Origin of the sequence: Pseudomonas sp. PAMC 26793 (assembly GCF_000313235.1) — a bacterium.
In the GTDB taxonomy this organism is placed as follows: domain Bacteria; phylum Pseudomonadota; class Gammaproteobacteria; order Pseudomonadales; family Pseudomonadaceae; genus Aquipseudomonas; species Aquipseudomonas yamanorum.
In genome coordinates this window covers 24,952-47,413 of sequence record NZ_AMXG01000012.1, presented here as the reverse complement: position 1 = coordinate 47,413, position 22,462 = coordinate 24,952, and the positions used below count along the sequence as shown (strand labels likewise).

Sequence of the window (22,462 nt, the reverse complement as noted above, 5' to 3'; positions counted from 1 at the left end):
CTTGCTCGCGAAAGCGCCGGGTCAGTCTATACATGGGCTGACTGATACACCGCCTTCGCGAGCAAGCCCGCTCGCACATTTTGTCCTGCGACAGTCTCAGGGTTTTGCCATTACGGCTATAAATAACGGCGACTCCAGAAACCGCTGCAACCAAGCCTGCAACCGCGGATAAGGAGCCCGTCCAAACCACTCCCGATCCACATGGGCAAACTGCCGCACAAACGGCGCCAGTGCCACATCCGCCAGGCTCAAGTGTCCGGCCAGCAAATACTCGCGCTCCGCCAGCAACCCCTCCAGCTTCGACAAAAACACCTCACCCTCGGCCCGATAGTGCTCCATCGGCTGCTCCGGATAACGCTCGGCATACTTGTATCGATTCAATTGATGTTTGAAGCCCTGATCGTTCTCGTCAATCAGCGCCTGCGTCGCCTCATCATCCCCAAGCAACCAACCCTCAGGATCGTTCTGCGCCAGGGCCCAGCGCATGATCGCCAGGCTTTCATCGATCACCCGGCCATCCACACTCAGCACCGGCACCGTGCCCTTGGGCGATAACACCAGCATTTCAGCCGGCTTGGCCTTGAGGCTGACCTCGATGATCTGCACCGCCACCCCCGAATACCGCAAGGCCATCCGCGCCCGCATCGCATACGGGCAGCGGCGGAACGAATACAACACCCCCTCGCTCACTTGACCTCCAGGGTGCTCAAGCCATTGCCCTGGCGCTTGACCTGAATCTGCACCGGAATCCGCTCGTGCATTTCCTGCACATGGGAAATTACCGCCACCTTGCGACCCTGGGCCTGCAAGCCGTCGAGGGCGTCCATCGCCAGTTGCAGCGACTCGGGATCGAGGCTGCCAAAGCCCTCGTCGATAAACAGCGACTCGATCTTCAGCGTACTCGACGCCATCGACGCCAGGCCCAAGGCCAGCGCCAGCGACACGAGGAAGGTCTCGCCCCCCGACAGCGAATGCACCGAGCGCAGTTCGTCGCCCATCTCTGTGTCGAGCACCAGCAGGCCGAGCATGCTGCCGCCGCGTTTGAGGCGGTAACGGCGCACCAGTTGGCGCAGCTGCACGTTGGCGTGGTGCACCAGCAGGTCGAGGTTGTAGGCCTGGGCGATCTTGCGGAAGGTATCGCCGGTGGCCGAACCGATCAGCGCATTCAGGCGTGCCCAGCGTTGCCATTCCTCGTAAGCCTTGGCGATCTCGGCCGCCAAGGCCTGGTTGGCATCCTGACGGCGCTGGTCGTCGGCCTGTTGGGCGCGCAGTTCGGCGCAGTGTTTTTCACCAACGACCAGCGCGGCATTGAGTTCGGCCAAGGCGCTGTCCAATTGCTCCGCGTCGAGGTTGCCGTTGTGCAGTGCCTGGTGATCCTTGAGCCGCTGTTCGCGTTCCTGCAGCAACACCTTGGCTTGTTCGACGGCTTTTTCGCTGTGTTGCAGTTGCTGGCGTAACTCGGCCACCTGCGGCTCATCGAAGGCCACCAAGCGGGCCAGGCCTTCGTCATCGAGTTCCGGGTGCAGGGCGCGCCAGTCGCTCAGGCGCGTAGTGAGGGTCGCGTGTTCGGTTTCCAGGGACTGTTGGCGCTCTTGCAGCGACTTGAGGTCGGCGGCCAGTTGGATCAACTGGTTGCGGGTGTCCTGCAACTGCTGGTTGGCCTCGGACTCATGTTGGCGCGCCTGCTCGACGGCCTGGTCCAGCTGCTGTTGCCAGTGTTCGGCGCTGGGGTTTTCGCCCAGCAGGCCGGCGAGTTTTTCCTTGGCGGCGTGTTGCAGGGCGCTTTGTTCGGCGAGCTGTTTTTGCAAGGTCTCCAACTGTTCCTGGCGATGTTGCTGGCGGTCCTGTTCTTTCTCGATGGCTTGCTGGCGCTGTAGCTGCTCGGCCAATTCTTCCTTTTGGTTATCGAGCTGTTCCAGGCGCTGGCTGACCTGCTGATCGAGCAGCATGAAGGTAGCCGCCGGCTCGCTACGCAGGCCGTCGAGGGTCTCGCTTGGTAACAGGCTGGCGAAGGCGTTGAGTTCTTCGTCCAGGCGTTCGCGGTCGTTGGACAGTTCCCGCTGCTGGTCGATCAGCAATTGGCGCGCCTGTTGGCTGGCGTCCTGAGCGGCTTGCAGTTGTTGCTGCATACGGCCGGCGTTTTGTTGCAGGTTGAGCAGGGCGCCTTGGCGTTGTTCATCCTGGGTGAGGCTTTGGCTGAGCTGGCTCAGTTGCTGGGCAAGCCAGGCGTCGCGTTTTGCCGCGTCCTGGTTGAACAGCGAGGTAGACAGCGGGTGGGCTTCAAGGCTCGGCACCAGGGCCTGCAACTGGCTCGCGAGCTGCTCCTGCTGTTGCAGGAATTCCTTTTGCTGGGCGATCAGGCCGCCCACTTCGCCGCGTAGCTCGGTGAGTTTCTCCTTGAGCACATCCACGGCTTGCTGCGCGTTGGCTTCTTCGCTTTCGTCGTGCCGGGTCAGGCTTTGCAGTATCGCTTCGGGCTGGTGATACGGGTGCTCGACACTGCCACATACCGGGCACGGTTGGTCATCCTGAAGCTGGCCGCGCAATTCCTCGACACTGGCACTGCGGGCCAAACGCTGACGTTCCAGCAATTGCTTGGTGACGGCCAGGGTCTGTTCGGCGACGGCCAGCTCGGCCTTGGCTTGCAGGCCGCTCTGGTTCAACAGTTCACGTTGTTGCTGGGTGAGAGTCTGCTTTTGCGTCAGGGCCTGGCTCTGGCTGTCCAGTTGCTGATGGCTGTCCCACAGCCGCGCCAGGTCTTCAAACGCACGATGTTGCTTGCGATTGTCCTGGAGCAGGCTGCCCAACAGCTGGATCTGCTCGGCCACCGCATGGGGTTCGGCGCCGGCTTCGTGGTACAGCAGGTCCAGGGCTTCGCGTTGCTCGGTCCACTTTTCGCCGAGGCGGGTGGCGCGTTCTTCCAACTGCGGCAGTTCAGCCTGGCCTTTGTTGAGGCGATTGCCGATCAGCATCAGCTGTTGCAAGCGGTCGCGATAGGCGTTCCATGCATCACTCAAGGGGGCGAGTGCGGCACTGCGCTCAAGTTCTGCGGCCAGCCGGTGCAGGCGCTCGGCGACGAGCTTTTGCTTGTCGAGCAAGCCGGTCAACGCAGCCTGGCCTTCCACGCAGGCGGCTTCGCCCAGCTGTTTTTCTTCGCTGCGCCTGGCCAGCTCACGGGTCAAGTGGGCGAGGGTGGTTTGCTCCTCGAAAGCCTGGCGCAGCAGGGGCACGGCATCGGCTTGTTGTTTCAGGGCCAGGGCGAGGGCGGCGTGCACGTCAGCCTGCTGCTGTTGCAGTTGGGTCTGGCGGGTGTGCAGCGCGGCTTGTTGCTCAAGGTGCTGCTGGATCTGCGCGGCGAGGGGCTGCAATTGCGTAGTCAGTTCAGCCTGGCGGGCGAAGTGATGACGTTGTGGTGCCAGTTGCTCCAGGCGGCTGAGGTCCAGGCGTTGTGGGCCCAGGCTTTCCCAGTGTTGCTGGGCCTGCTGCAGTTGCTCGAACGCGCCTTGTTGACGCTCCTGCCATTCCCGCAGTTCCTTGAGCCAGGTGTGCTGCAGCTCAAGCTGCTTGAGCTGCGCCTGCTGGGTCTTGAGCTGCTGCTGGGCGGCAGTCAGTTGTTCGTCCAGCTCGGCGCGGGCTTCAGGGGCCAGCGGGGTGACGCCGGTGGCCTGGTCTTGCAGGTGTTTGTGGGCGTCCCGTGCATCCTTGGCCTTGTCGAAGGCGCGGCGACCGAGTTGGGTATAGAGCGCGGTGTCGGTGAGCTTTTCCAGCAGTTCGCTGCGCTCATTGTCGTTGGCTTTGAGGAAGGCGCTGAATTCACTTTGCGCGAGCAATACCGCGCGGGTGAACTGCTCGAAGTTCAGGCCCAGGGCCAGTTCCAATTGGGTCTTGTATTCGGTTTTCTGGCTGGCCAGCAGTTGCTCGCTGTCCAGGTCGATCAAGCTTTGCCGGCTGGCTTGCAGCTTGCCGCTGGCCTTGTCCCGGGCGCGGTTGGCTTCCCAGCGGGCGCGGTAGCGACGGCCGCTGACGCCGACAAAATCCACTTCGGCATAACCGCCGCCAGTGCCCCGGCGAATCAGGGTGCGTGGGTCACCGATGGAAATATCGGTGTCGGCATCCGGCATTTTTGCCTGGCCGGTATCCCCCAGGCGTGGCACGGCGCCAAACAGCGCCAGGCACAGTGCATCAAGCAAGGTACTTTTACCGGCACCCGTGGGCCCGGTTATCGCGAACAGCCCGGCACTGGCCAGGGGCTCGGCGGTAAAGTCGATTTCAAACGGCCCGGCCAGGGAGGCGAGGTTTTTCAGGCGAATCGCGAGGATCTTCATGGCTGTTCGCCCTCCTGTTGCACTTCCTGGAGCAGTACGGCGAAGTCCTTCAGGGTCTGTTCATCCACTTCACTGCCGTAACTTTCCTGCCAGGCGCGGCTGAACAATTCCTGGGGCGTGAGCTGGTCGAGTTCGATCAGGCGGTCTTCCTGACTGTCTTCGCGGCTGCCCGCGCCTGCATATTCAGCCGCAATGCGCACCAGGCGCACGGCCTTGCCTTGCAGGGCGTTTTCCACTTGCTGGCGCAGGTCGGGTTGCGGCTCGTCGAGGCGCACCCGCACTTCCAGCCACGGTTGGCGCTGGGTTTCCGCCAGCAGGTCGATGTCGGGCAGCTCGGCCAGTTGCTTGAGGATGTCGGCCAGGGGCGCGGCGTCCAGACGTTGCAGGTTGACCGAGCGCGGGATCAGGCGGGATTCGACGCTGACCAGGGTTTCGCCGTCCAGTTGCACATCGAGGATCTGGTGCTGGTAGCCGATTTCCGAAAACGACAGTGGAATCGGCGAGCCGCAGTAGCGAATACGCTCCTCGCCATTCACCCGCTGGGGTTTGTGCAAATGGCCGAGGGCCACGTAGCTGACGCTGGCATCAAACAGGCTGGCGGGCAGCGCTTCGGCATTGCCGATGATCAGGCTGCGCTCGGAATCTTCCGACACCGAACCGCCGGCCATGTGCGCATGGCTGATGGCAACCAGTGCCTGGCCCGGTTGGCGCTTGACGTTGGCAGCGGCGATGAGCCATTCATGAACCTGGCCGATGCCCCGCAGGTAATCGTCCCCCAATTGCGCGCCGGTCACTTCGGCCGGGCGCAGGAAGGGCAGGGCCAGGCACCAGCCGGCGATTTCACCGTCGGCACCGGGCAATGGAATCAGCAGGCGTTCGACGTCCAGTTGCCCGTCATCCAGCCACAGCACCCGGCCCAACGCGTGGGTGCGCAGGCGGCGCATCAACGGCGCCGGCAGTTCGATGCGCGAGCCGGAGTCGTGGTTGCCGGCGATCATCACGATGGTCAGCGCAGGGTTTTGCTCGTGGGCGCTGATGATGAAGTCATACAGCCGCTCCTGGGCCTTGAGCGGCGGGTTGACCGTGTCGAAAATATCGCCGGCGATCAGTAGCACATCCGGACGATGCAGGCCCAACTGGCCCAGCAGCCAGTCGAGAAAGCAGGCGTGTTCGAAGTCGCGTTCCTGGCCGTGCAGGTTTTGCCCAAGGTGCCAGTCGGAGGTGTGAAACAGACGCAAGGCGATCTCCGTAAAAAAGAGGGTGACCGCTCAAGACAGGGTGGCGGTACGCAGAACCGCCAATTCTACTGTGCTAATGCTTAAACATCCCGCATCAAAAGCCCGAATCTCAGGTCCATTTCCGCCGGGATCGGCAGATACACCGTATGGCCGTCCCCCGGCGCCACCTCGATGGCCTCGCCCTTGGCGTTGTGCAGCGTGGCCAGGTCAAAGTGGAAATTCCCCGCCGGGGTCATCAGTTCCAGGTGATTGCCCACGGCAAACCGGTTCTTCACCTTGACCTCGGCCAGCTCACCGCGCCGTTCACCGGTCAGCTCGCCGACGAACTGCTGGCGTTCAGACACCGAGCTGCCGTTTTGGTAGTTCTGGTATTCATCATGCACGTGTCGGCGCAGGAAACCTTCGGTGTAGCCGCGCTGGGCCAGGGATTCGAGGTTGGTCATCAAGCCGCGGTCAAACTCGCGCCCGGCCACGGCATCGTCGATGGCCTGGCGATACACCTGGGTGGTGCGGGCGCAGTAGAAGTGGGATTTGGTGCGGCCTTCGATCTTCAGCGAATGCACGCCCATGCGCGTCAGTCGCTCGACGTGCTGCACCGCCCGCAGGTCCTTGGCGTTCATGATGTAGGTGCCGTGCTCGTCTTCGAAGGCGGGCATCTGTTCGTCGGGGCGGTTGGCTTCCTGCAACAGGAACACCTGGTCGGTGGGCGCGCCGAGGCCCAGGGTCGGCTCGGGCGCGTACTGCTGCACGATGTCGCCGACGGCGTTTTCCACCGCTGGTGTCGCCTGGTATTTCCAACGGCAGGCATTGGTGCAGGTGCCCTGGTTGGCGTCGCGTTTGTTCATGTAGCCCGACAGCAGGCAGCGCCCGGAATAGGCCATGCACAGCGCGCCGTGCACAAACACTTCCAGCTCCATGGCGGGGACGTGCTGGCGGATTTCCTCGATCTCCTCCAGCGACAGCTCTCGGGACAGGATGATCCGGCAGATGCCTTGGGCCTGCCAGAACTCGACACTGGCCCAGTTCACCGTATTGGCCTGCACCGACAGGTGGATCGGCATGTGCGGGAAGTGCCGGCGTACCAGCATGATCAGGCCCGGGTCGGACATGATCAGTGCATCCGGGCCCATGGCGATCACCGGGGCGAGGTCCTTGAGGAAGGTTTTCAGCTTGGCGTTGTGGGGCGCGATATTGACCACCACGTAGAACCGCTTGCCCTGGGCCTGGGCTTCCTGGATACCGAGGGCGAGGTTGGCGTGGTCGAACTCGTTATTGCGCACCCGCAGGCTGTAGCGCGGTTGCCCGGCGTAGACGGCATCGGCGCCGTAGGCAAAGGCGTAACGCATGTTTTTCAGGGTGCCGGCGGGGGCGAGCAGTTCGGGGGCGATAACGGGAGGCATGGGTTCGGGTCGCAAAAGGGCGGCAGGGTAGCCGGGGCGAGCGTGGGGTTTATTGATCCAGGTCTAATAAGTAGGGCACTCGCGGGATTTGCAGCGGACTAAACATCAAGGCGCACATGAGCGTCTGGTGTTTTAGACATGGATCGGACATGAACCAAACCAACTTGCAATTCAAAACCCTGCTGTTACTGCTCGCCCTGGTGACCATCGCGTTTATCTGGATTTTGCTGCCGTTCTACGGCGCGGTGTTCTGGGCGGTGATCCTGGGGATCATCTTTGCGCCCATGCAACGGCGCTTCCAGCAACGTTTTGGCTGGAACCGCAACTTCACCTCCCTGGCCACCCTGACGGTGTGCCTGGTGATCGCGATTTTGCCGGTGATCATCACCAGCGCCTTGCTGGTGCAGGAGGGCGCGACGCTTTACAAGAACGTCGAGAGCGGCAAGCTCGACGTTGCCGGTTATATCGAGCAGTTCAAGAATTTCCTGCCACCGTATTTCCAGCATCTGCTGGACCGCTTCGGCATGGGTAACCTGGAAGGCCTGCGGGAGAAGATCGTCAAGAGCGCGATGCAGGGCAGCCAGTTTTTTGCGACCCAGGCGTTCAGCTTCGGCCAGGGCACGTTTGATTTCCTGGTGAGCTTTTTCATCATGCTGTACTTGCTGTACTTCCTGCTGCGCGACGGCCCGGAGCTGGTACGCAAGGTGCGCACTGCCGTGCCGCTGGCCGAACCGCAGAAGCGTCGCCTGCAACTGAAGTTCAACCGGGTGGTGCGGGCCACGGTGAAAGGCAACGTGCTGGTGGCGGTCACGCAAGGGGCGCTGGGTGGTTTGATCTTCTGGTTTCTGGACATTCCCAGCGCGTTGCTCTGGGCGGTGTTGATGGCGTTTCTGTCGCTGCTGCCGGCGGTGGGCGCGGGGATTGTGTGGGGGCCGGTGGCGGCGTATTTCCTGCTCAGCGGGTCGACCTGGCAAGGCGTGGTGCTGGGGCTGTTCGGGGTGTTTGTGATCGGGCTGGTGGACAATGTGCTGAGGCCCATCCTGGTGGGCAAGGACACCCGTATGCCGGATTACCTGATCCTTATCTCAACCTTGGGCGGCCTGTCGATCTTTGGCCTGAACGGGTTTGTCATCGGTCCGTTGATTGCTGCGTTGTTCATGTCCAGTTGGGCGCTGTTTGTCGAAACCAAACCGCGGGTTCAATTGCCTTAGGCATGAAAACAATGGGCCATCCTGACCGACAGGGCTTGGGCGGCTGGCAACGAGGTGAGTGGGCCGCTGATGGGTTCGCCATCGCGTACCAGGTACCAGCAGGCTAGCAAACCCAGCTCCCGGAGGGGGGCGGGAACGGCACTGCCGATGACGGACATGATTTGAATAGTGGGCATGATGACCTCCAAGGCGCTATGGAGGTGACATTACGGTGTGCAGGCCTTAAGTGAAAATTAACCCGCTCGATAGTCGACATCACTGTTATCGAGCGATCAATCAGTCGACAACCTGGTCGAGCATGTGCACCACTTCCTGTTCACTGAGCAGACCCTTGCGCACCAGGTTTTCCGTCAGCAAGGACAGGAACTTGGCGTTGCGATGGCCTTCCAGGGCCTTGAGTTCGGTCAGTACGCTATAGACCTTGCTTGAAGTGCAGAGGCCGGCGGTGCGATGGGGGTTTTGCGTGGGCATGGTCAATCGTCCTTGTTGTTATTGACTGGACAGTGTTGATAGTGGAGGCCTTTTAAGACACAAACATGACAGCGCAGACCCGGTTCGGGCAAGCGTCAATTGAGATCAATGATGTGGGATTTGGCCACAGCCATTGTCCTTATAACGACCTTGGCGAGATTTATTCAGACCAACAGGCCAAAAAAAGGCCCCGCTTTTAGGGCGGAGCCTGTTCAGGTGTGTCAGTTCATGCTTACCAACCGCGACCATAATAGCCGTGTGGAGGGCCGTAGTAGCCGCGCGGTGGGCCGTAATAGACCGGTGCCGGGCGGTAATAAACCCGTTGCTGCACATACACCGGCGGTGGCGGTGCGTAATAGACCGGCGGCGGAGCGGCATACACCGGCTGCGGCTGGACATACACCGGCTGTTGCACGTAGACCGGTTGCTGCTGGCTGGCAACGATCGAGCCGCCTACCACTGCACCGACAACGGCACCCAGTGCAAGCGGAGCACCCCAACCACCACCGTGGGCGGAGGCTTGTCCTGCTATAGCGAGTGCGCCGATAAGCAAGGCGATCTTGGGGAGTTTACGAATCATGGTCATTCCTCGGTTAGCCCCAGCGCTCATGGTCTGCAATCAATAGACTCAAGGATTGTCGCGGGGATACTTTTAAGACAGCGTATTTCTAAAAAACAGCACGGCCTGTAGGTAAAGGTTGTGTAAGGTCTGTATCGGTTGGCTTACACAAGCGGCCGGGCACAGTGCGTATGATCCACGACAACCCGCCGGCGCGGGTATTCCGTCTATCCGAAACCGCCTCTGGAAGGGCTTCAAGGAGTTACCGATGCAGATGAACCCCAACAAGGACACCCAACTGTGCATGTCACTGTCGGCGCGCCCCGGGAACTTTGGCCTGCGTTTTCATAACCACCTGTACGAGCAGTTGGGGCTGAATTTCTACTACAAGGCCTTCAGCAGCCAGGACTTGCCAGGCGCCGTCGGTGGCATTCGTGCGTTGGGCATTCGTGGGTGTGGCGTGTCGATGCCGTTCAAGGAGGCGTGCATTGCCCTGGTGGACGAACTGGATGATTCGGCGCGGGCCATTGCGTCCATCAATACCATCGTCAACACCCATGGGCATTTGAAGGCTTACAACACCGACTACATTGCCATCGAGCAACTGCTGAAGAAGCATGAAGTGCCCCAGGACTCGACCTTCGCCCTGCGCGGCAGCGGCGGCATGGCCAAGGCGGTGGCCAGCGCGTTGCGCGATGGCGGTTACGCCAAGGGCGTGATTGTGGCGCGCAATGAAGCGGCGGGCCGGGCGCTGGCCCAGAGCCTGGGCTATGAGTGGCAAGCGCAGTTGGGTGCCTTGCGCCCGCAGATGCTGGTCAACGTGACGCCGATTGGCATGACCGGAGGGGAGGAAGCGGATCAGTTGGCGTTTGAGGCTGATGCCATTGATGCGGCCGAGACCGTATTCGATGTTGTGGCGATTCCCTCGGAAACGCCGCTGATCCTGCGTGGCCGCGCCCAGGGCAAACGCGTGATCACCGGTTTGGAAGTGATCGCCATCCAGGCCTTGGAGCAGTTTGTGCTGTACACCGGCGTACGGCCGACGGATGAACAGTTTCAGGCGGCGGTGGCGTTTGCTCGAAGCTGAGCATCACCGCTGACTGTGTGACGAGGGAGCTTGCTGTGGCGAGGGAGCTTGCTCCCGCTGGAGTGCGTAGCGCTCCCATTTTCTTGGGGCTGCTGCGCAACCCAGCGGGAGCAAGCTCCCTCGCCACAGCAAGCTCGCTCCCCACAAAAGCTCACTCACCACAAACATTACTCGAGCCGGGACAGGCGCTCTTCCAGCGCCGCAATCCGCGCTTCCAGCTCTTCGATACGCTCCAGCGAAACGCCACTTCCCGCACCACGCTCCACCGGGTTCCCACGCGCCGCCAGGATCGCTTCAATATCCGCCGGGTCACCCAAGGCGTGCATATACCGATCTTCCCGCTGCCCCGACTGACGCGGCACCAGCAACGCCAGTCCGCGGGCGATCAGGCGTTCCAGTTGATGAACCACTTGCTCGGTGTCTTCAAATTCGTGCATGCGCCCGCTGCGGGTCAGCAGTTCGTTGACCGTCTGCGGCCCCCGCAGGAACAGCAAGCCACTGAGAATCACCTGGGCCGGCACCAGTTCCAGGGCCTTGTCCACCCGATGCTCCCAGCGGTCGGCGCGGCTGCCCATCACCAGCCGGGTAAACCCGCGACCTTCCAGGGCCCGCAGGCTCTGGCCGACCTGGCCCTGGCTGAGGTTCATCACCGGTTCGCGGCTGGTTTTCTGGTTGCAGGCGATCACCAGCGCGTTGAGGGTCAACGGGTAGGTTTCAGGGCTGGTAGCCTGCTTTTCGATCAGGCAGCCCAGGATGCGGATTTCCGTGCTGTTCAGGCGCGGCTCTTCGGAAGTGGTGTCGTGCTCGGTGGTCATCGCGCTTTCCCTAATGCAGTGAGCCCACTAGCCTAATCCTGAAAAAATAAAAGACAAGCGGCGCCGGCGGCCAGCATGTCTATAATCGCCGCTGTTTCAAACCCTGCCACAACTGTCGAGACTGTCATGACTATTTCCCTGTACGCCGCTTCCCTCCCGGTCTTCAAGCAAATGCTCAACGCCCTGAGCGATGTGCTGAACAAGGCCGAAGCCCACGCCACCGCCAAGAACATCGATCCGAACGCCTTCCTGCAAGTACGCCTGTACCCGGACATGTTCCCGCTGGTGCGTCAGGTGCAGATCGCTGTCGACTTCGCCAAAGGCGTTTCTGCCCGTCTGGCTGAAATCGAAGTTCCGAAATACGACGATACAGAAGTGACCTTCGCCGACCTGCAAGCGCTGATCGCCAAGGTCCTGGCGTTTATCGACACCATCACCCCGGCTCAGGTCGACGGCAAAGAAGGCATCGAAATCATCACCCGTCCAGGCACTCCGAAAGAGAAGCGCTTCAGCGGCCAGTCGTACCTGCTGAGCTACGGCCTGCCGCAGTTCTTCTTCCACGTCACCACCGCTTACGCCTTGCTGCGTCACAACGGTGTGGAAGTGGGCAAGCGCGACTACATGGGCGCGTTCTAAGCCTTAAGTCGTAAAAAAGCCCGGGGCAGTACATTCACGAACCGCCCCGGGCTTTTTTGTGCGCGTAAGGTTTACGCGGTCTGTTCTTCTTTGCCCAGGCACGCAGCAGCGGTGAACAGCACGTCGGTGGACGAGTTCAGCGCGGTTTCCGCCGAGTCCTGCAAGACACCGATGATGAAGCCCACGGCTACCACCTGCATCGCGATTTCGCTGGGAATGCCGAACAGGCTGCATGCCAGAGGAATCAACAGCAGCGAGCCCCCGGCAACCCCCGACGCGCCGCAGGCGCACACTGCAGCGACTACGCTGAGCAATATGGCGGTGGGGATGTCCACGGCAATGCCCAGGGTGTGCACGGCGGCGAGGGTCAGTACGGTGATGGTGATGGCCGCGCCGGCCATATTGATGGTGGCACCGAGGGGGATCGACACCGAGTACGTATCTTCATGCAGGCCCAGGCGCTTGCTCAGCGCCAGGTTGACCGGGATGTTGGCCGCCGAACTGCGGGTGAAAAACGCGGTGATGCCACTTTCCCGCAGGCACATCAGCACCAGCGGGTAAGGGTTGCGGCGCAGTTTCCAGAACACGATGGCCGGGTTGATCACCAGCGCGACGAACAGCATGCAGCCGATCAACACCAGCAACAGGTGCGCGTAGCCCAGCAGGGCGCCGAAGCCGGAGGTGGCGAGGGTCGAGGCCACCAGGCCGAAGATCCCCAAGGGCGCGAAGCGGATCACCATGCGCACGATCAGCGTGACGCCGTTGGACAGGTCTCCCAGCACGGTGCGGGTGGTGTCGCTGGCATGGCGAATGGCAATGCCCATGCCGATGGCCCAGGCGAGGATGCCGATAAAATTGGCATTCATCAGCGCACTGACCGGGTTGTCCACCACGCTGAGCACCAGGCTTTGCAACACTTCACCGATGCCGCCGGGAGCGCTGACGGCCACATCGTGAGTGGCCAGAACCAGCGAGGAGGGGAACAGCGTGCTGGCGATCACGGCGACCACGGCGGCAGAAAAGGTACCCAGCAGGTACAGGAACAGGATCCGCCGGATATGGGTTTCCTGGCCATGCTTGTGGTTGGCAATCGAAGCCATCACCAGCACAAACACCAGGATGGGCGCCACGGCCTTGAGCGCCGAAACGAATACCTTGCCGATAAAACCGGTGGCTTGTGCAACGTCGGGTAACAGCAGGGCCAGCAGGATACCGGCGATCAGGCCGATGACAATTTGGGTGACCAGGCTGATAGACATCAGGCGTTGAAAGAGGGAAGGGGCAGCAGTCATAAAAGGGTTGTCTCTAGTTTTTTTAATATATGCAGCTAGGCAGCATGAATCTGGCAGGGGCGAAGTCTAACATCTGTAGGAAACGTCTAATCCGGGTGCGGCGTTCCGTCGCCTCGCGGGTACACATTCTGTTAACATTGCACATCCTCTTATTTCCTCTCTATCAGCGGGCCCTCCGGGCTGTCGTTGATGTCGCTGTTTTCTGGAGTTTTTGATGTTGTTTCCGATCCTGCTGTTGTCGGCGGCCGGTTTTACCGTGCTGACCACAGAGTTCATCATTGTCGGCCTGTTGCCTTCCATCGCCCGGGACCTCGACGTCAGCGTGTCCCAGGCCGGGTTGCTGGTGACCTTGTTCGCCTTCACCGTGGCGGCGTTTGGCCCGTTCCTGACCGCGTATTTCGCGCGGTTCGAGCGCAAGCGGCTGTTTATCACGATCCTGATCATGTTCGGCCTGGCCAATACCCTGGCGGCAGTGGCTCCGAATATCTGGGTCATGTCCCTGGCCCGGTTGATCCCGGCGCTGGGATTGCCGGTGTTCTGGGCCCTGGCCAGCGAGACCGCGGTGGACATCGTCGGGCCGGATTTCGCCGGCCGCGCGATTGAAAAGATCGGCTTCGGCATTGTCTGCGCCACGGTCTTCGGCATCCCGGTGGGCACGCTGATTTCCGATATGTTCCGCTGGCGCACCGCCTTCGGCATTCTTGCGGTGGTGGCGTTTGCCAAGGCGTTGCTGCTGTTTATCTACCTGCCGAAGACCCGGGCGAAGAACGACCAGGTCAGCTTGCGCTCCCAGTTCAAGATCTTGCGCAGCCCGCTGATGCAGGGCCATATCCTGCTGTCGATCCTGGTGTTCAGCGGGATGTTCACTGCCTACACCTACCTGGCGGACATCCTCGAACGCCTGGCGGGTTTCGACGGAACCCTGGTGGGCTGGTGCCTGATGGGCTTTGGCGCGGTCGGCCTGATCGGCAACTCACTGGGCGGGCGCATGGTCGACCGGCATCCGCTGATCGCGTCGATGGTGTTCTGCGGCTTCATGATCGCGGGCATGGTGGCGCTGGTGCCCGCCATTCACTCCACCGTCGGACTGGCGGCGGCGATGGCCGTATGGGGCGTGACCCAGGCGGCGTTGTTTCTGGTCAGCCATGTGCGGCTGATGAAGGCCGCACCCCACGCGCCGGCCTTTGCCGCCTCGCTGAACATCGCCGGGGCCAACCTGGGGATTGGCCTGGGGGCGTTGGTGGGCGGTCACGTGATCGACACCCTGGGCCTTGGCAGCCTCGGCTTTGCTGCGGCCGGTTTTATCCTGCTGTCGATCCTGCTGGCGCTGTGGCTGATGACCGCCAAGACCCGCGCCGTCTGCGCCTGAGTCCTCAGGGCAGGGCCGTAAACAGCTCCCGTCTCGCACCTTCGGTAATCGCCACGATGCCGGGGTGCTTGACCTTGCGCTCCACCGAGATCGCATAAAACGACTCGGTCACCGCATCCGTCTGGCCGATCAGCGCCACGCCATACTGGCGTTCCACCTCGTCGGCAATCACGCTGGGTGCGATAAAAATCCCGCTGCCGGATTGGCCAAAGGCCTGCATCAACGCACTGTCATCAAACTCCCCGACAATCCGTGGCTGGATCTGCTGCTCGGCAAACCAGCGCAGCAAACGGCTGCGCACCACCGTCTCCGCCCCCGGAATCAACAGCGGCGCGCCCTGCAGGCACTGTGGGAAATCGCCGCGATGCTGGTCCGCCAATGCCTGGGTGGCGAAAAAACTGATCCCGCATTCCCCCAGCTTCTGGCTGTAACCCTTGATGTCCAGGTGCGGGGGCATCGGGCTGTCGGAGATCACCAGGTCCAGGCGCTGGATCGCCAGGTCCGCCAGCAAGCGTTCGAGTTTGTCTTCACGGCAGGTGATGCGGATCGGCTCGCTCAACTCCATGGTCGGCGCAATCAGCCGATAGACGATGGACTTGGGCACCACATCCGCCACGCCGACCCGGAACAGGATCTGCTGCTCATTGGGCTGGGTGCGCAACATCGCTTCAAGCTCATTGCCCAGCTGGAACATCTGCTCGGCATAGGGCAGCGCCTGGCGCCCGGCTTCGGTCAGCTCCAGCTGGCGCCCAACCTTCTGAAACAAGGCCACGCCGAAGGTCTGCTCCAACAGGCTGATCTGCCCGCTGATAGTCTGCGGCGTGAGGTTCAGTTGCTCACAGGCGCGCACGATGCTGCCGGTCTTGGCGACGACCCAGAAGTAGTGCAGTTGTCGGTAATTGAGCATGGCAGCAAACACTTCGTGAAAACCGAAGTATAAACGAAAAAAATACGAATTTTACTGAAGTGTTCGCCTGCATAGAATGCGTCGCTATCGAGGGGCCACTACTTGGACCCGACGGTTCTAACGAGGAACGCATCATGAAACTCAATTCCCTGGGCGCAACGGCGTTACTTGGGCTTTCATTAGTCATGCTCAGTGGCTGTGACCAAGCGGAAAAAAGCGCGCAACAACTGCTGGGTAAAGCCACCGAGTCGGCCAAGCAAGTGATTGACGATACCCACCAGGCCGCCGAACAGGCGTTGAGTGACGCGACCAAGGGCTTGATCGCTCCGCCGCAAGGCAAGCAGGACAAGCAGGAACAGGAAGGCAGCAAGCCTGAATCCACCTCCCAAGAAACCTGATACCCGCACACCACACCAGGACTGACCTATGGACTACCTTTTACAACTGGCCGCCAGCCCGACCGCGTGGATCGCACTGGCCACCTTGATCGTCATGGAGATCGTGCTGGGGATCGATAACCTGATCTTTATCTCGATTCTCACCAACAAGTTACCGTTGAAACACCGGGCAAAGGCCCGTCGCATCGGCATCAGCATGGCATTGATCCTGCGTCTGGGCCTGTTGAGCACCATCGCCTTTATCGTGCAGCTGACCGCGCCGGTCATCGACATCCTGGGGCAGTCGTTCTCCTGGAAAGACATGATCCTGATCGCCGGTGGCCTGTTCCTGGTCTGGAAGGCGACCACCGAGATCCATCACAGCATGGACCCCGAAAAGGAGCACGTGGACACCGGTGCGCCGAGCGTGACCCTGGGCTTCGCTTCGGCCATTGGCCAGATCCTGCTGCTGGACATGGTGTTTTCCATCGACAGCATCATCACCGCCGTGGGCATGACCGAGCACTTGCCGATCATGATCATTGCCGTCGTGGTCTCGGTCATCGTGATGCTGGTGGCGGCTGAGCCGTTGGCCAAGTTCATCAACGACAACCCGACGATTGTGATGCTGGCCTTGGGCTTCCTGATCATGATCGGTATGACGCTGATCGCCGAAGGTTTCGGCGCCCATGTTCCAAAAGGCTATGTGTATGCGGCCATGGCGTTCTCGGCGGCTATCGAGTGCCTGAACATGATGCGACGCAACCGGCATAAACGCCTCGCTGCCAAACAGTAAACGCTGTCAGGAAAGGCCGGCTGCGCTCATCAGAGCCCAGCCGGCCTTTTTGCTGCCTGGTTCCCGCTGAATCGTCCATGTATGTAGGAGTCGTCTGTTAAGATTCTTCGCCTTGACGTTTTGAGGTGCCTTCATGAACGAGCCAATTCGCCTGACCCAATACAGCCACGGTGCTGGTTGCGGTTGCAAGATTTCACCTCAGGTGCTGGAAGTGATCCTTGCCGGCAGCGGTGCGCAAAACCTTGACCCCAAGCTGTGGGTAGGCAACGCCTCCCGCGATGACGCTGCTGTATATGCCATCGACGACGAGCGCGGCGTGGTGTCTACCACCGATTTTTTCATGCCGATTGTCGATGACCCCTTCGACTTCGGCCGCATTGCCGCCACCAACGCCATCAGTGATATCTACGCCATGGGTGGCGATCCGTTGATGGCTATCGCGATTCTCGGCTGGCCGGTCAACGTGCTGGCCCCGGAGATTGCCAGGGAAGTGATTCGTGGCGGTCGCTCCGTGTGTGACGCGGCCGGTATTCCCCTGGCGGGTGGCCATTCGATCGACGCTCCCGAGCCGATCTTCGGCCTGGCCGTCACCGGGCTGGTAGAAAAACGCCACATGAAGCGCAACGACACGGCCACCGCCGGTTGTCAGCTGTACCTGACCAAACCCTTGGGCATCGGTATCCTCACCACCGCCGAAAAGAAGGGCAAGCTGCGCGAAGCCGATGTGGGCCTGGCCCGTGACTGGATGTGCACCCTCAACAAGCCCGGCAGCCGTTTCGGCAAACTGGCCGGTGTGACGGCCATGACCGACGTCACCGGTTTTGGGCTGTTGGGCCACCTGGTGGAAATGGCCGACGGCAGCAATGTGACTGCCCGCATCGAATACGAAAAAGTCCCACGCCTGCCCGGGGTTGAGTACTACCTGGAGCAGGGCTGCGTGCCTGGCGGCACCTTGCGCAACTTCGACAGCTACGCCAGCAAGCTGGGGCGCCTGAACGAACTGCACAAACGCGTGCTGTGCGACCCGCAAACCAGCGGCGGCCTGCTGGTGGCGGTCACGCCCGAAGGCAATGCCGAATTCCTCGCCGTGGCCGCGGAACTGGGCCTGAACCTTGAACCCATCGGCGAACTGGTTGAGCGACAGACCAACGCGGTAGAGGTGTTCTGATGCCCATCGACATCACCGATTACCGCGACATCTTTCTCAACGACCGGCCGATGATGGATACCCGCGCGCCGATCGAGTTCAGCAAGGGTGCGTTTCCCGGGGTGATCAACCTGCCGTTGATGACCGACGACGAGCGCCAACGGGTGGGCACCTGTTACAAGCAGCAGGGACAGCAGGCGGCCATTGTCCTCGGTCACGAACTGGTGTCCGGGGCGATCAAGGCCGAACGTATCGAACACTGGGCGCGTTTTGCCCAGGCCCATCCGGACGGTCTGCTGTACTGCTTTCGCGGCGGGATGCGTTCGCAGATTGCCCAGCAATGGTTGAAAACCGAAGCGGGTATTGACTACCCACGGGTCGGCGGTGGCTACAAGGCCATGCGCACCTTCCTGCTCGACACCGTTGAAAGCGCCACCGCGCAATGCGACTTTGTATTGCTGGGCGGCATGACCGGCACCGGCAAGACCGAAGTGCTCGGCCAGTTGAACAACGCCCTGGACCTGGAAGGCCACGCCAACCATCGCGGCTCCAGCTTCGGCAAACGCGCCACGGCGCAACCCTCCAACATCGACTTCGAAAACCGCCTGGCGGTGGACCTGCTGAAAAAGCGTGCCGCCGGTATCGAGCAGTTCGTGGTCGAGGATGAGAGCCGCATGATCGGCAGCTGCGCGCTGCCATTGCCCTTGCACAAGGGCATGCAGGGCTTCCCGATGGTCTGGCTGGAAGACAGCGTTGAAGGTCGCGTGGAGCGCATCCTGAAGGATTACGTGGTGGACCTCTGCGCCGAATTTGTCGCGGAGTTTGGCGACACGGGCGAGGAACTGTTTGCCGAGCGCCTGACCCAGAGTCTGGGCAATATCCACAAGCGCCTGGGCGGCGAGCGGTTTGCGCGGTTGTACGCGATCATGCAGGACGCCTTGGCCGAGCAAGCCAGCAGCGGTGCGGTGGATCTGCACCGCGGCTGGATTGAGGGGTTGTTGCGTGAGTATTACGATCCGATGTACGCCTTCCAGCGGGAAAGCAAAGGCGCACGGATCGAGTTTGCGGGCGAGCAAGCGGCGGTGGTGGAGTATTTCCGGGACAGGCTCGCTCGGCGTAAGTAATTGATTGAGTTTGCGGGCCCTTTCGCGAGCAAGCCCGCTCCCACATGTTGACTGCATTCCTACAGGATAAATGCGGTCGAATGTGGGAGCGGGCTTGCTGGCGAAGAGGCCCTCGAATTCACCCAATCACTACAGGACAAACGCCCCGATCAGCCCACACACCACCCCCATCAGCATCGTCAGCCCGGCCACGGTTACCAGCACCCGCGCATCGAAGTCCTTGCGCAGCATCAGTAGTGACGGCAGGCTCACGCTCGGCAGGGTCATCAGCAAGGCTACGGCCGGGCCGGTGCCCATGCCGAGGGTCATCATGGTCTGCACGATGGGGATTTCGGCGGCAGTCGGGATCACGAACAACGTGCCGACAATCGCCAGCGGCACCAGCCACACCAGGCTGTTGGCCATGGCGCCGTCAACGTGGGGAAACAGCCACACCCGCGCCGCGCCGAGGATCAGCACCGCCAGGATGTACACCGGAATCGTGCTCCAGAACAGCTGCCACAGGGTGCGCAGCCAGCGGGTCAGGAACGGTTCGGTTTCGGTAAGGCTGGCCTGGGCCACGGCGTCCAGCGCGGCTTCCGGCACTTGCTCCGGCCGCGCGATGCGCTGCGCCACCAGCGACACACCGACCACCAGCACGATCCCGGCCACCAACCGCAGCGCGGTAAAGCCCCAGCCCAGCACAAAGCCCATGAACACCAGCGTCGCCGGGTTCAGCACCGGGTTGGCAATCCAGAACGCCAACGCCGCGCCCACCGACACCTTCTGCCGACGCATACCGGCCGCCACCGGCGCGGCGCAGCAACTGCACATCATCCCCGGCAAGGCGAACAGCCCGCCCCGCAAGGTGGAACCCAGGCCGGCGCGACCAAACAGGCGCAACAGCCAGTCTCGCGGGATCAGCACTTGCAGCAATGAGCCGAGGATGACCGCCAATACAGCGGCTTTCCAGATCGCCAGGAAATACACTTGGGCATAGGCCAGCGCAGCGGCCAGTGGTGCACTCTGCTGGTCGTTGAGAATCGAGGCGCCGATGCTGTGGTTGTCCGCCGCAATAAACGCCTTGGCGTAGTAGGGCGACCACTTCACGTAGTAGAGGCCGATGCAGGCCACCAGCAGGAACAGCGCTGGTTTCCACCAGAAGGACCTGCCCCGGGCGGGCTGGGTGGAGGAGAGGTTGGACATGTTGATGATCCGCAGGTGAGTCAATAGCGCAACATCATACGCTGTGGGACCTAAATATCGGCACTCACCTGTGTCGCTTCCGGGCAAGTCTGCTGGCCGTTATCCAGCCCTTGCTTGTAATTGCGGCTCAGCATCGTGGCCTTGCCGTTGTGCCAGGTCAGGGTCAACACATACAAGGTATCGAAATCGCTGCCGGACCAATCGTCGGTAATCACGTGTTTTTCACCCACCGCTTCACTCGCCACCTTGTTGATCAGGTCTGGCAGGTAGCCGTGGGACCAGGCGGTATAGATGATGGCGTTGTGGTACTTGTCTTCCACCAGTTCGTCAGCAAGCGCGCTGGTGTCATTGGCCGAAAACTTGATGTTCACCGGCAACCCGAGCTTGATGGCGCTGGGGCTGATGGTCATCAACGGGCGGATATAGCTGTAGGAGTTGTCTTTCTCGCCTTCCTCGACATTGCGGGTCGGGTTGGGCGCGAACACGAAGTTGGCTTTGCCGAATTTTTCCGGCAGGACGGTGGCCAGGTTCATCGCACGGTTCAGGCCCTGGCAATTGAGTTGGCCAAGGCCGCCGGCCGGTTTTTCGCCGTGACGCAGGAACACCAGGGTTTGCACACCGTCGACTTGCTGGGCGCGGCTGATCCGGGATTCCAGGGTAAGACCGACAGCGGCACTCACCAGTAATACCGGCAGGAGGATGTAGGAGTAGCGTTTGAAGCGTTTCGCAAGGCACAGAGGCTTGATGGTCATGAAGGTTCTAAGTCTCGATGCAGGGATTCAGGGCAAGCAAGCCCAGCCATCGGGCGCTCTTTAAGAGTCTCCCCAGGCAGTTTGGTTCGTTTCGTGGGGGAGATGGGTCGGCATCCTTGCCGTGTGCAGGAGGTTAACCCGTAGATGTTGCTGAATTAAGACGGATGCACGAGAGACACCGAACCACTACTCTCCTACTTTTATCAGGAGTCGCGCGATGAACTCACTTTCAGACTTCCCCATCACCGCCAAATGGCCGGCCCGGTATCCCGAGCGCCTGCAGCTCTACTCTTTGCCGACGCCCAACGGGGTCAAAGTGTCGATCATGCTGGAGGAACTCGGGATGCCTTACGAGGCGCATAAGGTCAGCTTCGAGACTCAGGACCAGCTCTGCGCCGAATTCCTGTCGCTGAACCCCAACAACAAAATCCCGGCGATCATCGACCCCAATGGCCCCGGCGGCCAGGCGCTGGGCTTGTTCGAATCGGGCGCGATCCTGATCTACCTTGCCGAAAAGAGCGGCGAGTTGCTGCCCGAAGACCCGGCAATGCGTTACGAGACGATCCAGTGGCTGATGTTCCAGATGGCCGGTATCGGGCCGATGTTCGGCCAGGTGGGGTTTTTCAACAAATTTGCCGGTGCGGCCTACGAGGACAAACGCCCGCGTGACCGTTATGTCGCCGAGTCTCGCCGCCTGCTGGAGGTGCTGGAGAAACGCCTGCTGGGCCGCACCTGGATCATGGGTGACGAGTACAGCATCGCCGACATCGCCACCTTCCCGTGGGTGCGCAACCTGATTGGCTTCTACGCGTCCGGCGACCTGGTGGGCATTACCGACTTCCCGAACGTACTGCGGGCCCTGGACGGGTTCGTCGCCCGGCCCGCGGTGATCCGTGGCTTGAACATCCCAGCATAAGGACCTGCATGCCTTCCTTCGATTTCAAACAGCTCGATGTTTTCAGCAACGTGGCCTTAAAGGGTAACCCGCTGGCCGTGGTGCTGGGCGCCGACAGCCTGAGCGACCAGCAAATGGCGGATTTCGCCAACTGGACCAACCTCAGTGAGACCACGTTCCTGCTCAAACCCCGTGATCCACGGGCAGACTACCGCGTAAGAATTTTCACCACCCTGCAGGAATTGCCATTTGCCGGCCATCCGACCCTCGGCAGTTGCCATGCCTGGTTGCAGGCGGGTGGCCAACCCGCTGGTGAGGAGATCATCCAGGAGTGTGAAATCGGCCTGGTGCGCATCCGTCGCCAAGGCGCTGAACTGGCGTTTATCGCGCCACCGCTGCTGCGCTCCGGGCCGCTGGAGAGCGAGTTGGTTGAGCGCGTGCGGCGGGGGTTGGGTCTTGAACCCGGGGCGATTTTGCGTAGCCAGTGGGTGGATAACGGTGCGGGTTGGCTGGCGGTCATGCTGGAGGACCGGGAACAGGTACTGGCGCTGCGCCCGGATTACTCGCAGTTGCAGGGGCTGGCCGTAGGCGTGATCGCCCCGTGGAGCCCCGGGCGGGACGGTGACGAGGCGCAATTTGAAGTGCGGGCCTTTATTGCCGGCGATGGAGCCCCGGAAGACCCGGCCACCGGCAGCCTGAACGCTGGTGTTGCCCAGTGGCTGCTGGGCGAAGGCCTGGCGCCCAGCCGCTATGTGGTCAGCCAGGGCACCGCCATGGGCCGTGCCGGGCGCATCCGCGTCGAGCAGCATGGCGAGAAAATCTGGGTCGGCGGTGCGGTTGCCGTTTGCATTGACGGGCGTCTACAGCTCTAGATCA

At 61.4% G+C, this 22,462-nt stretch carries 22 protein-coding genes; 10 read left to right on the top strand and 12 right to left on the bottom strand.

Going from position 1 to position 22,462, the window contains the following annotated elements; genetic code table 11:
- Positions 1–96 precede the first annotated feature (96 nt).
- From D109_RS0102455 to yegQ, 4 genes are all read right to left on the bottom strand, one after another.
- Positions 97–690: a glutathione S-transferase gene (locus D109_RS0102455; protein WP_017475509.1), complete on the bottom strand. Its 594-nt coding sequence runs from the start codon at positions 688–690 to the stop codon at positions 97–99.
- The gene (locus D109_RS0102450; protein WP_017475508.1) at positions 687–4,325 is read right to left on the bottom strand and encodes an AAA family ATPase; all 3,639 of its coding nucleotides are present in this window, start codon (positions 4,323–4,325) and stop codon (positions 687–689) included. The genes D109_RS0102455 and D109_RS0102450 overlap by 4 nt, the downstream gene beginning before the upstream one ends.
- On the bottom strand, positions 4,322–5,563 hold the full coding sequence (locus D109_RS0102445) for an exonuclease SbcCD subunit D C-terminal domain-containing protein (RefSeq protein WP_017475507.1): 1,242 nt from the start codon (positions 5,561–5,563) through the stop codon (positions 4,322–4,324). Before D109_RS0102445 ends, D109_RS0102450 begins: the two co-directional genes overlap by 4 nt.
- An 80-nt stretch (positions 5,564–5,643) precedes the next feature.
- A complete protein-coding gene (yegQ, locus tag D109_RS0102440; protein WP_017475506.1) occupies positions 5,644–6,963 on the bottom strand; it encodes a tRNA 5-hydroxyuridine modification protein YegQ in 1,320 nt (439 codons plus the stop codon).
- Positions 6,964–7,112: 149 nt separating this feature from the next.
- Here yegQ and D109_RS0102435 point away from each other — a divergent pair, with 149 nt between their 5' ends.
- Complete coding sequence (locus D109_RS0102435; protein ID WP_017475505.1) at positions 7,113–8,174, top strand: AI-2E family transporter; 1,062 nt, start codon at positions 7,113–7,115, stop codon at positions 8,172–8,174.
- Here the strand turns inward: D109_RS0102435 and D109_RS0102430 are convergent.
- The 3 genes from D109_RS0102430 to D109_RS0102420 form a co-directional block, all read right to left on the bottom strand.
- Positions 8,171–8,350: a hypothetical protein gene (locus D109_RS0102430; protein WP_017475504.1), complete on the bottom strand. Its 180-nt coding sequence runs from the start codon at positions 8,348–8,350 to the stop codon at positions 8,171–8,173. The two genes, D109_RS0102435 and D109_RS0102430, sit on opposite strands and share 4 nt — an antisense overlap.
- A 100-nt stretch (positions 8,351–8,450) precedes the next feature.
- Positions 8,451–8,645 carry a hypothetical protein gene (locus tag D109_RS0102425; RefSeq protein ID WP_003211226.1) on the bottom strand — a complete coding sequence of 65 codons (195 nt, stop codon included), beginning with the start codon at positions 8,643–8,645 and terminating at the stop codon, positions 8,451–8,453.
- A gap of 232 nt (positions 8,646–8,877) precedes the next feature.
- On the bottom strand, positions 8,878–9,231 hold the full coding sequence (locus tag D109_RS0102420) for a hypothetical protein (protein WP_017475503.1): 354 nt from the start codon (positions 9,229–9,231) through the stop codon (positions 8,878–8,880).
- 241 nt (positions 9,232–9,472) lie between these two features.
- On the opposite strand from D109_RS0102420, the gene D109_RS0102415 reads away from it, so the two are divergent.
- Positions 9,473–10,291: a shikimate 5-dehydrogenase gene (locus tag D109_RS0102415; protein WP_017475502.1), complete on the top strand. Its 819-nt coding sequence runs from the start codon at positions 9,473–9,475 to the stop codon at positions 10,289–10,291.
- A 167-nt stretch (positions 10,292–10,458) separates the two neighbouring features.
- Here the strand turns inward: D109_RS0102415 and D109_RS0102410 are convergent, their stop codons facing one another.
- Positions 10,459–11,106, bottom strand: a complete 648-nt coding sequence (locus D109_RS0102410; protein WP_017475501.1) for a YceH family protein — start codon at positions 11,104–11,106, stop codon at positions 10,459–10,461.
- A 126-nt stretch (positions 11,107–11,232) separates the two neighbouring features.
- Between D109_RS0102410 and D109_RS0102400 the strand changes: the two genes are divergently transcribed.
- Positions 11,233–11,742, top strand: coding sequence for a DUF1993 family protein (locus tag D109_RS0102400; RefSeq protein ID WP_017475500.1), 510 nt, complete (start codon positions 11,233–11,235; stop codon positions 11,740–11,742).
- Between the two features lie 71 nt (positions 11,743–11,813).
- Here D109_RS0102400 and sstT read toward each other — a convergent pair whose 3' ends face one another.
- Positions 11,814–13,034 (bottom strand): serine/threonine transporter SstT, encoded by a 1,221-nt coding sequence (gene sstT, locus D109_RS0102395; RefSeq protein WP_017475499.1) that lies wholly within the window; start codon positions 13,032–13,034, stop codon positions 11,814–11,816.
- Between the two features lie 214 nt (positions 13,035–13,248).
- Here sstT and D109_RS0102390 point away from each other — a divergent pair, with 214 nt between their 5' ends.
- Positions 13,249–14,403, top strand: a complete 1,155-nt coding sequence (locus D109_RS0102390) for an MFS transporter (protein ID WP_017475498.1) — start codon at positions 13,249–13,251, stop codon at positions 14,401–14,403.
- Positions 14,404–14,407: 4 nt separating this feature from the next.
- Here D109_RS0102390 and nhaR read toward each other — a convergent pair whose 3' ends face one another.
- Complete coding sequence (gene nhaR, locus D109_RS0102385) at positions 14,408–15,310, bottom strand: transcriptional activator NhaR (protein ID WP_017475497.1); 903 nt, start codon at positions 15,308–15,310, stop codon at positions 14,408–14,410.
- A gap of 134 nt (positions 15,311–15,444) precedes the next feature.
- On the opposite strand from nhaR, the gene D109_RS0102380 reads away from it, so the two are divergent.
- The 4 genes from D109_RS0102380 (at position 15,445) to mnmH (ending at position 18,754) form a co-directional block, all read left to right on the top strand.
- Positions 15,445–15,708 (top strand): hypothetical protein, encoded by a 264-nt coding sequence (locus D109_RS0102380; protein ID WP_026077737.1) that lies wholly within the window; start codon positions 15,445–15,447, stop codon positions 15,706–15,708.
- A gap of 28 nt (positions 15,709–15,736) precedes the next feature.
- A complete protein-coding gene (locus tag D109_RS0102375; protein WP_017475495.1) occupies positions 15,737–16,483 on the top strand; it encodes a TerC family protein in 747 nt (248 codons plus the stop codon).
- 133 nt (positions 16,484–16,616) lie between these two features.
- On the top strand, positions 16,617–17,651 hold the full coding sequence (selD, locus tag D109_RS0102370; protein WP_017475494.1) for a selenide, water dikinase SelD: 1,035 nt from the start codon (positions 16,617–16,619) through the stop codon (positions 17,649–17,651).
- Positions 17,651–18,754 (top strand): tRNA 2-selenouridine(34) synthase MnmH, encoded by a 1,104-nt coding sequence (mnmH, locus tag D109_RS0102365; RefSeq protein ID WP_017475493.1) that lies wholly within the window; start codon positions 17,651–17,653, stop codon positions 18,752–18,754. Before selD ends, mnmH begins: the two co-directional genes overlap by 1 nt.
- A 129-nt stretch (positions 18,755–18,883) precedes the next feature.
- On the opposite strand, the gene D109_RS0102360 is transcribed toward mnmH, so the two are convergent.
- A complete protein-coding gene (locus tag D109_RS0102360) occupies positions 18,884–19,939 on the bottom strand; it encodes a permease (RefSeq protein WP_026077736.1) in 1,056 nt (351 codons plus the stop codon).
- A 50-nt stretch (positions 19,940–19,989) separates the two neighbouring features.
- Complete coding sequence (locus D109_RS0102355; protein ID WP_017475491.1) at positions 19,990–20,691, bottom strand: hypothetical protein; 702 nt, start codon at positions 20,689–20,691, stop codon at positions 19,990–19,992.
- 217 nt (positions 20,692–20,908) lie between these two features.
- Between D109_RS0102355 and D109_RS0102350 the strand changes: the two genes are divergently transcribed.
- Entirely contained in the window at positions 20,909–21,607 is a 699-nt protein-coding gene (locus tag D109_RS0102350; RefSeq protein WP_017475490.1) for a glutathione S-transferase N-terminal domain-containing protein, read from the top strand.
- A gap of 8 nt (positions 21,608–21,615) precedes the next feature.
- Complete coding sequence (locus D109_RS0102345) at positions 21,616–22,458, top strand: PhzF family phenazine biosynthesis protein (protein WP_017475489.1); 843 nt, start codon at positions 21,616–21,618, stop codon at positions 22,456–22,458.
- Positions 22,459–22,462 lie beyond the last annotated feature (4 nt).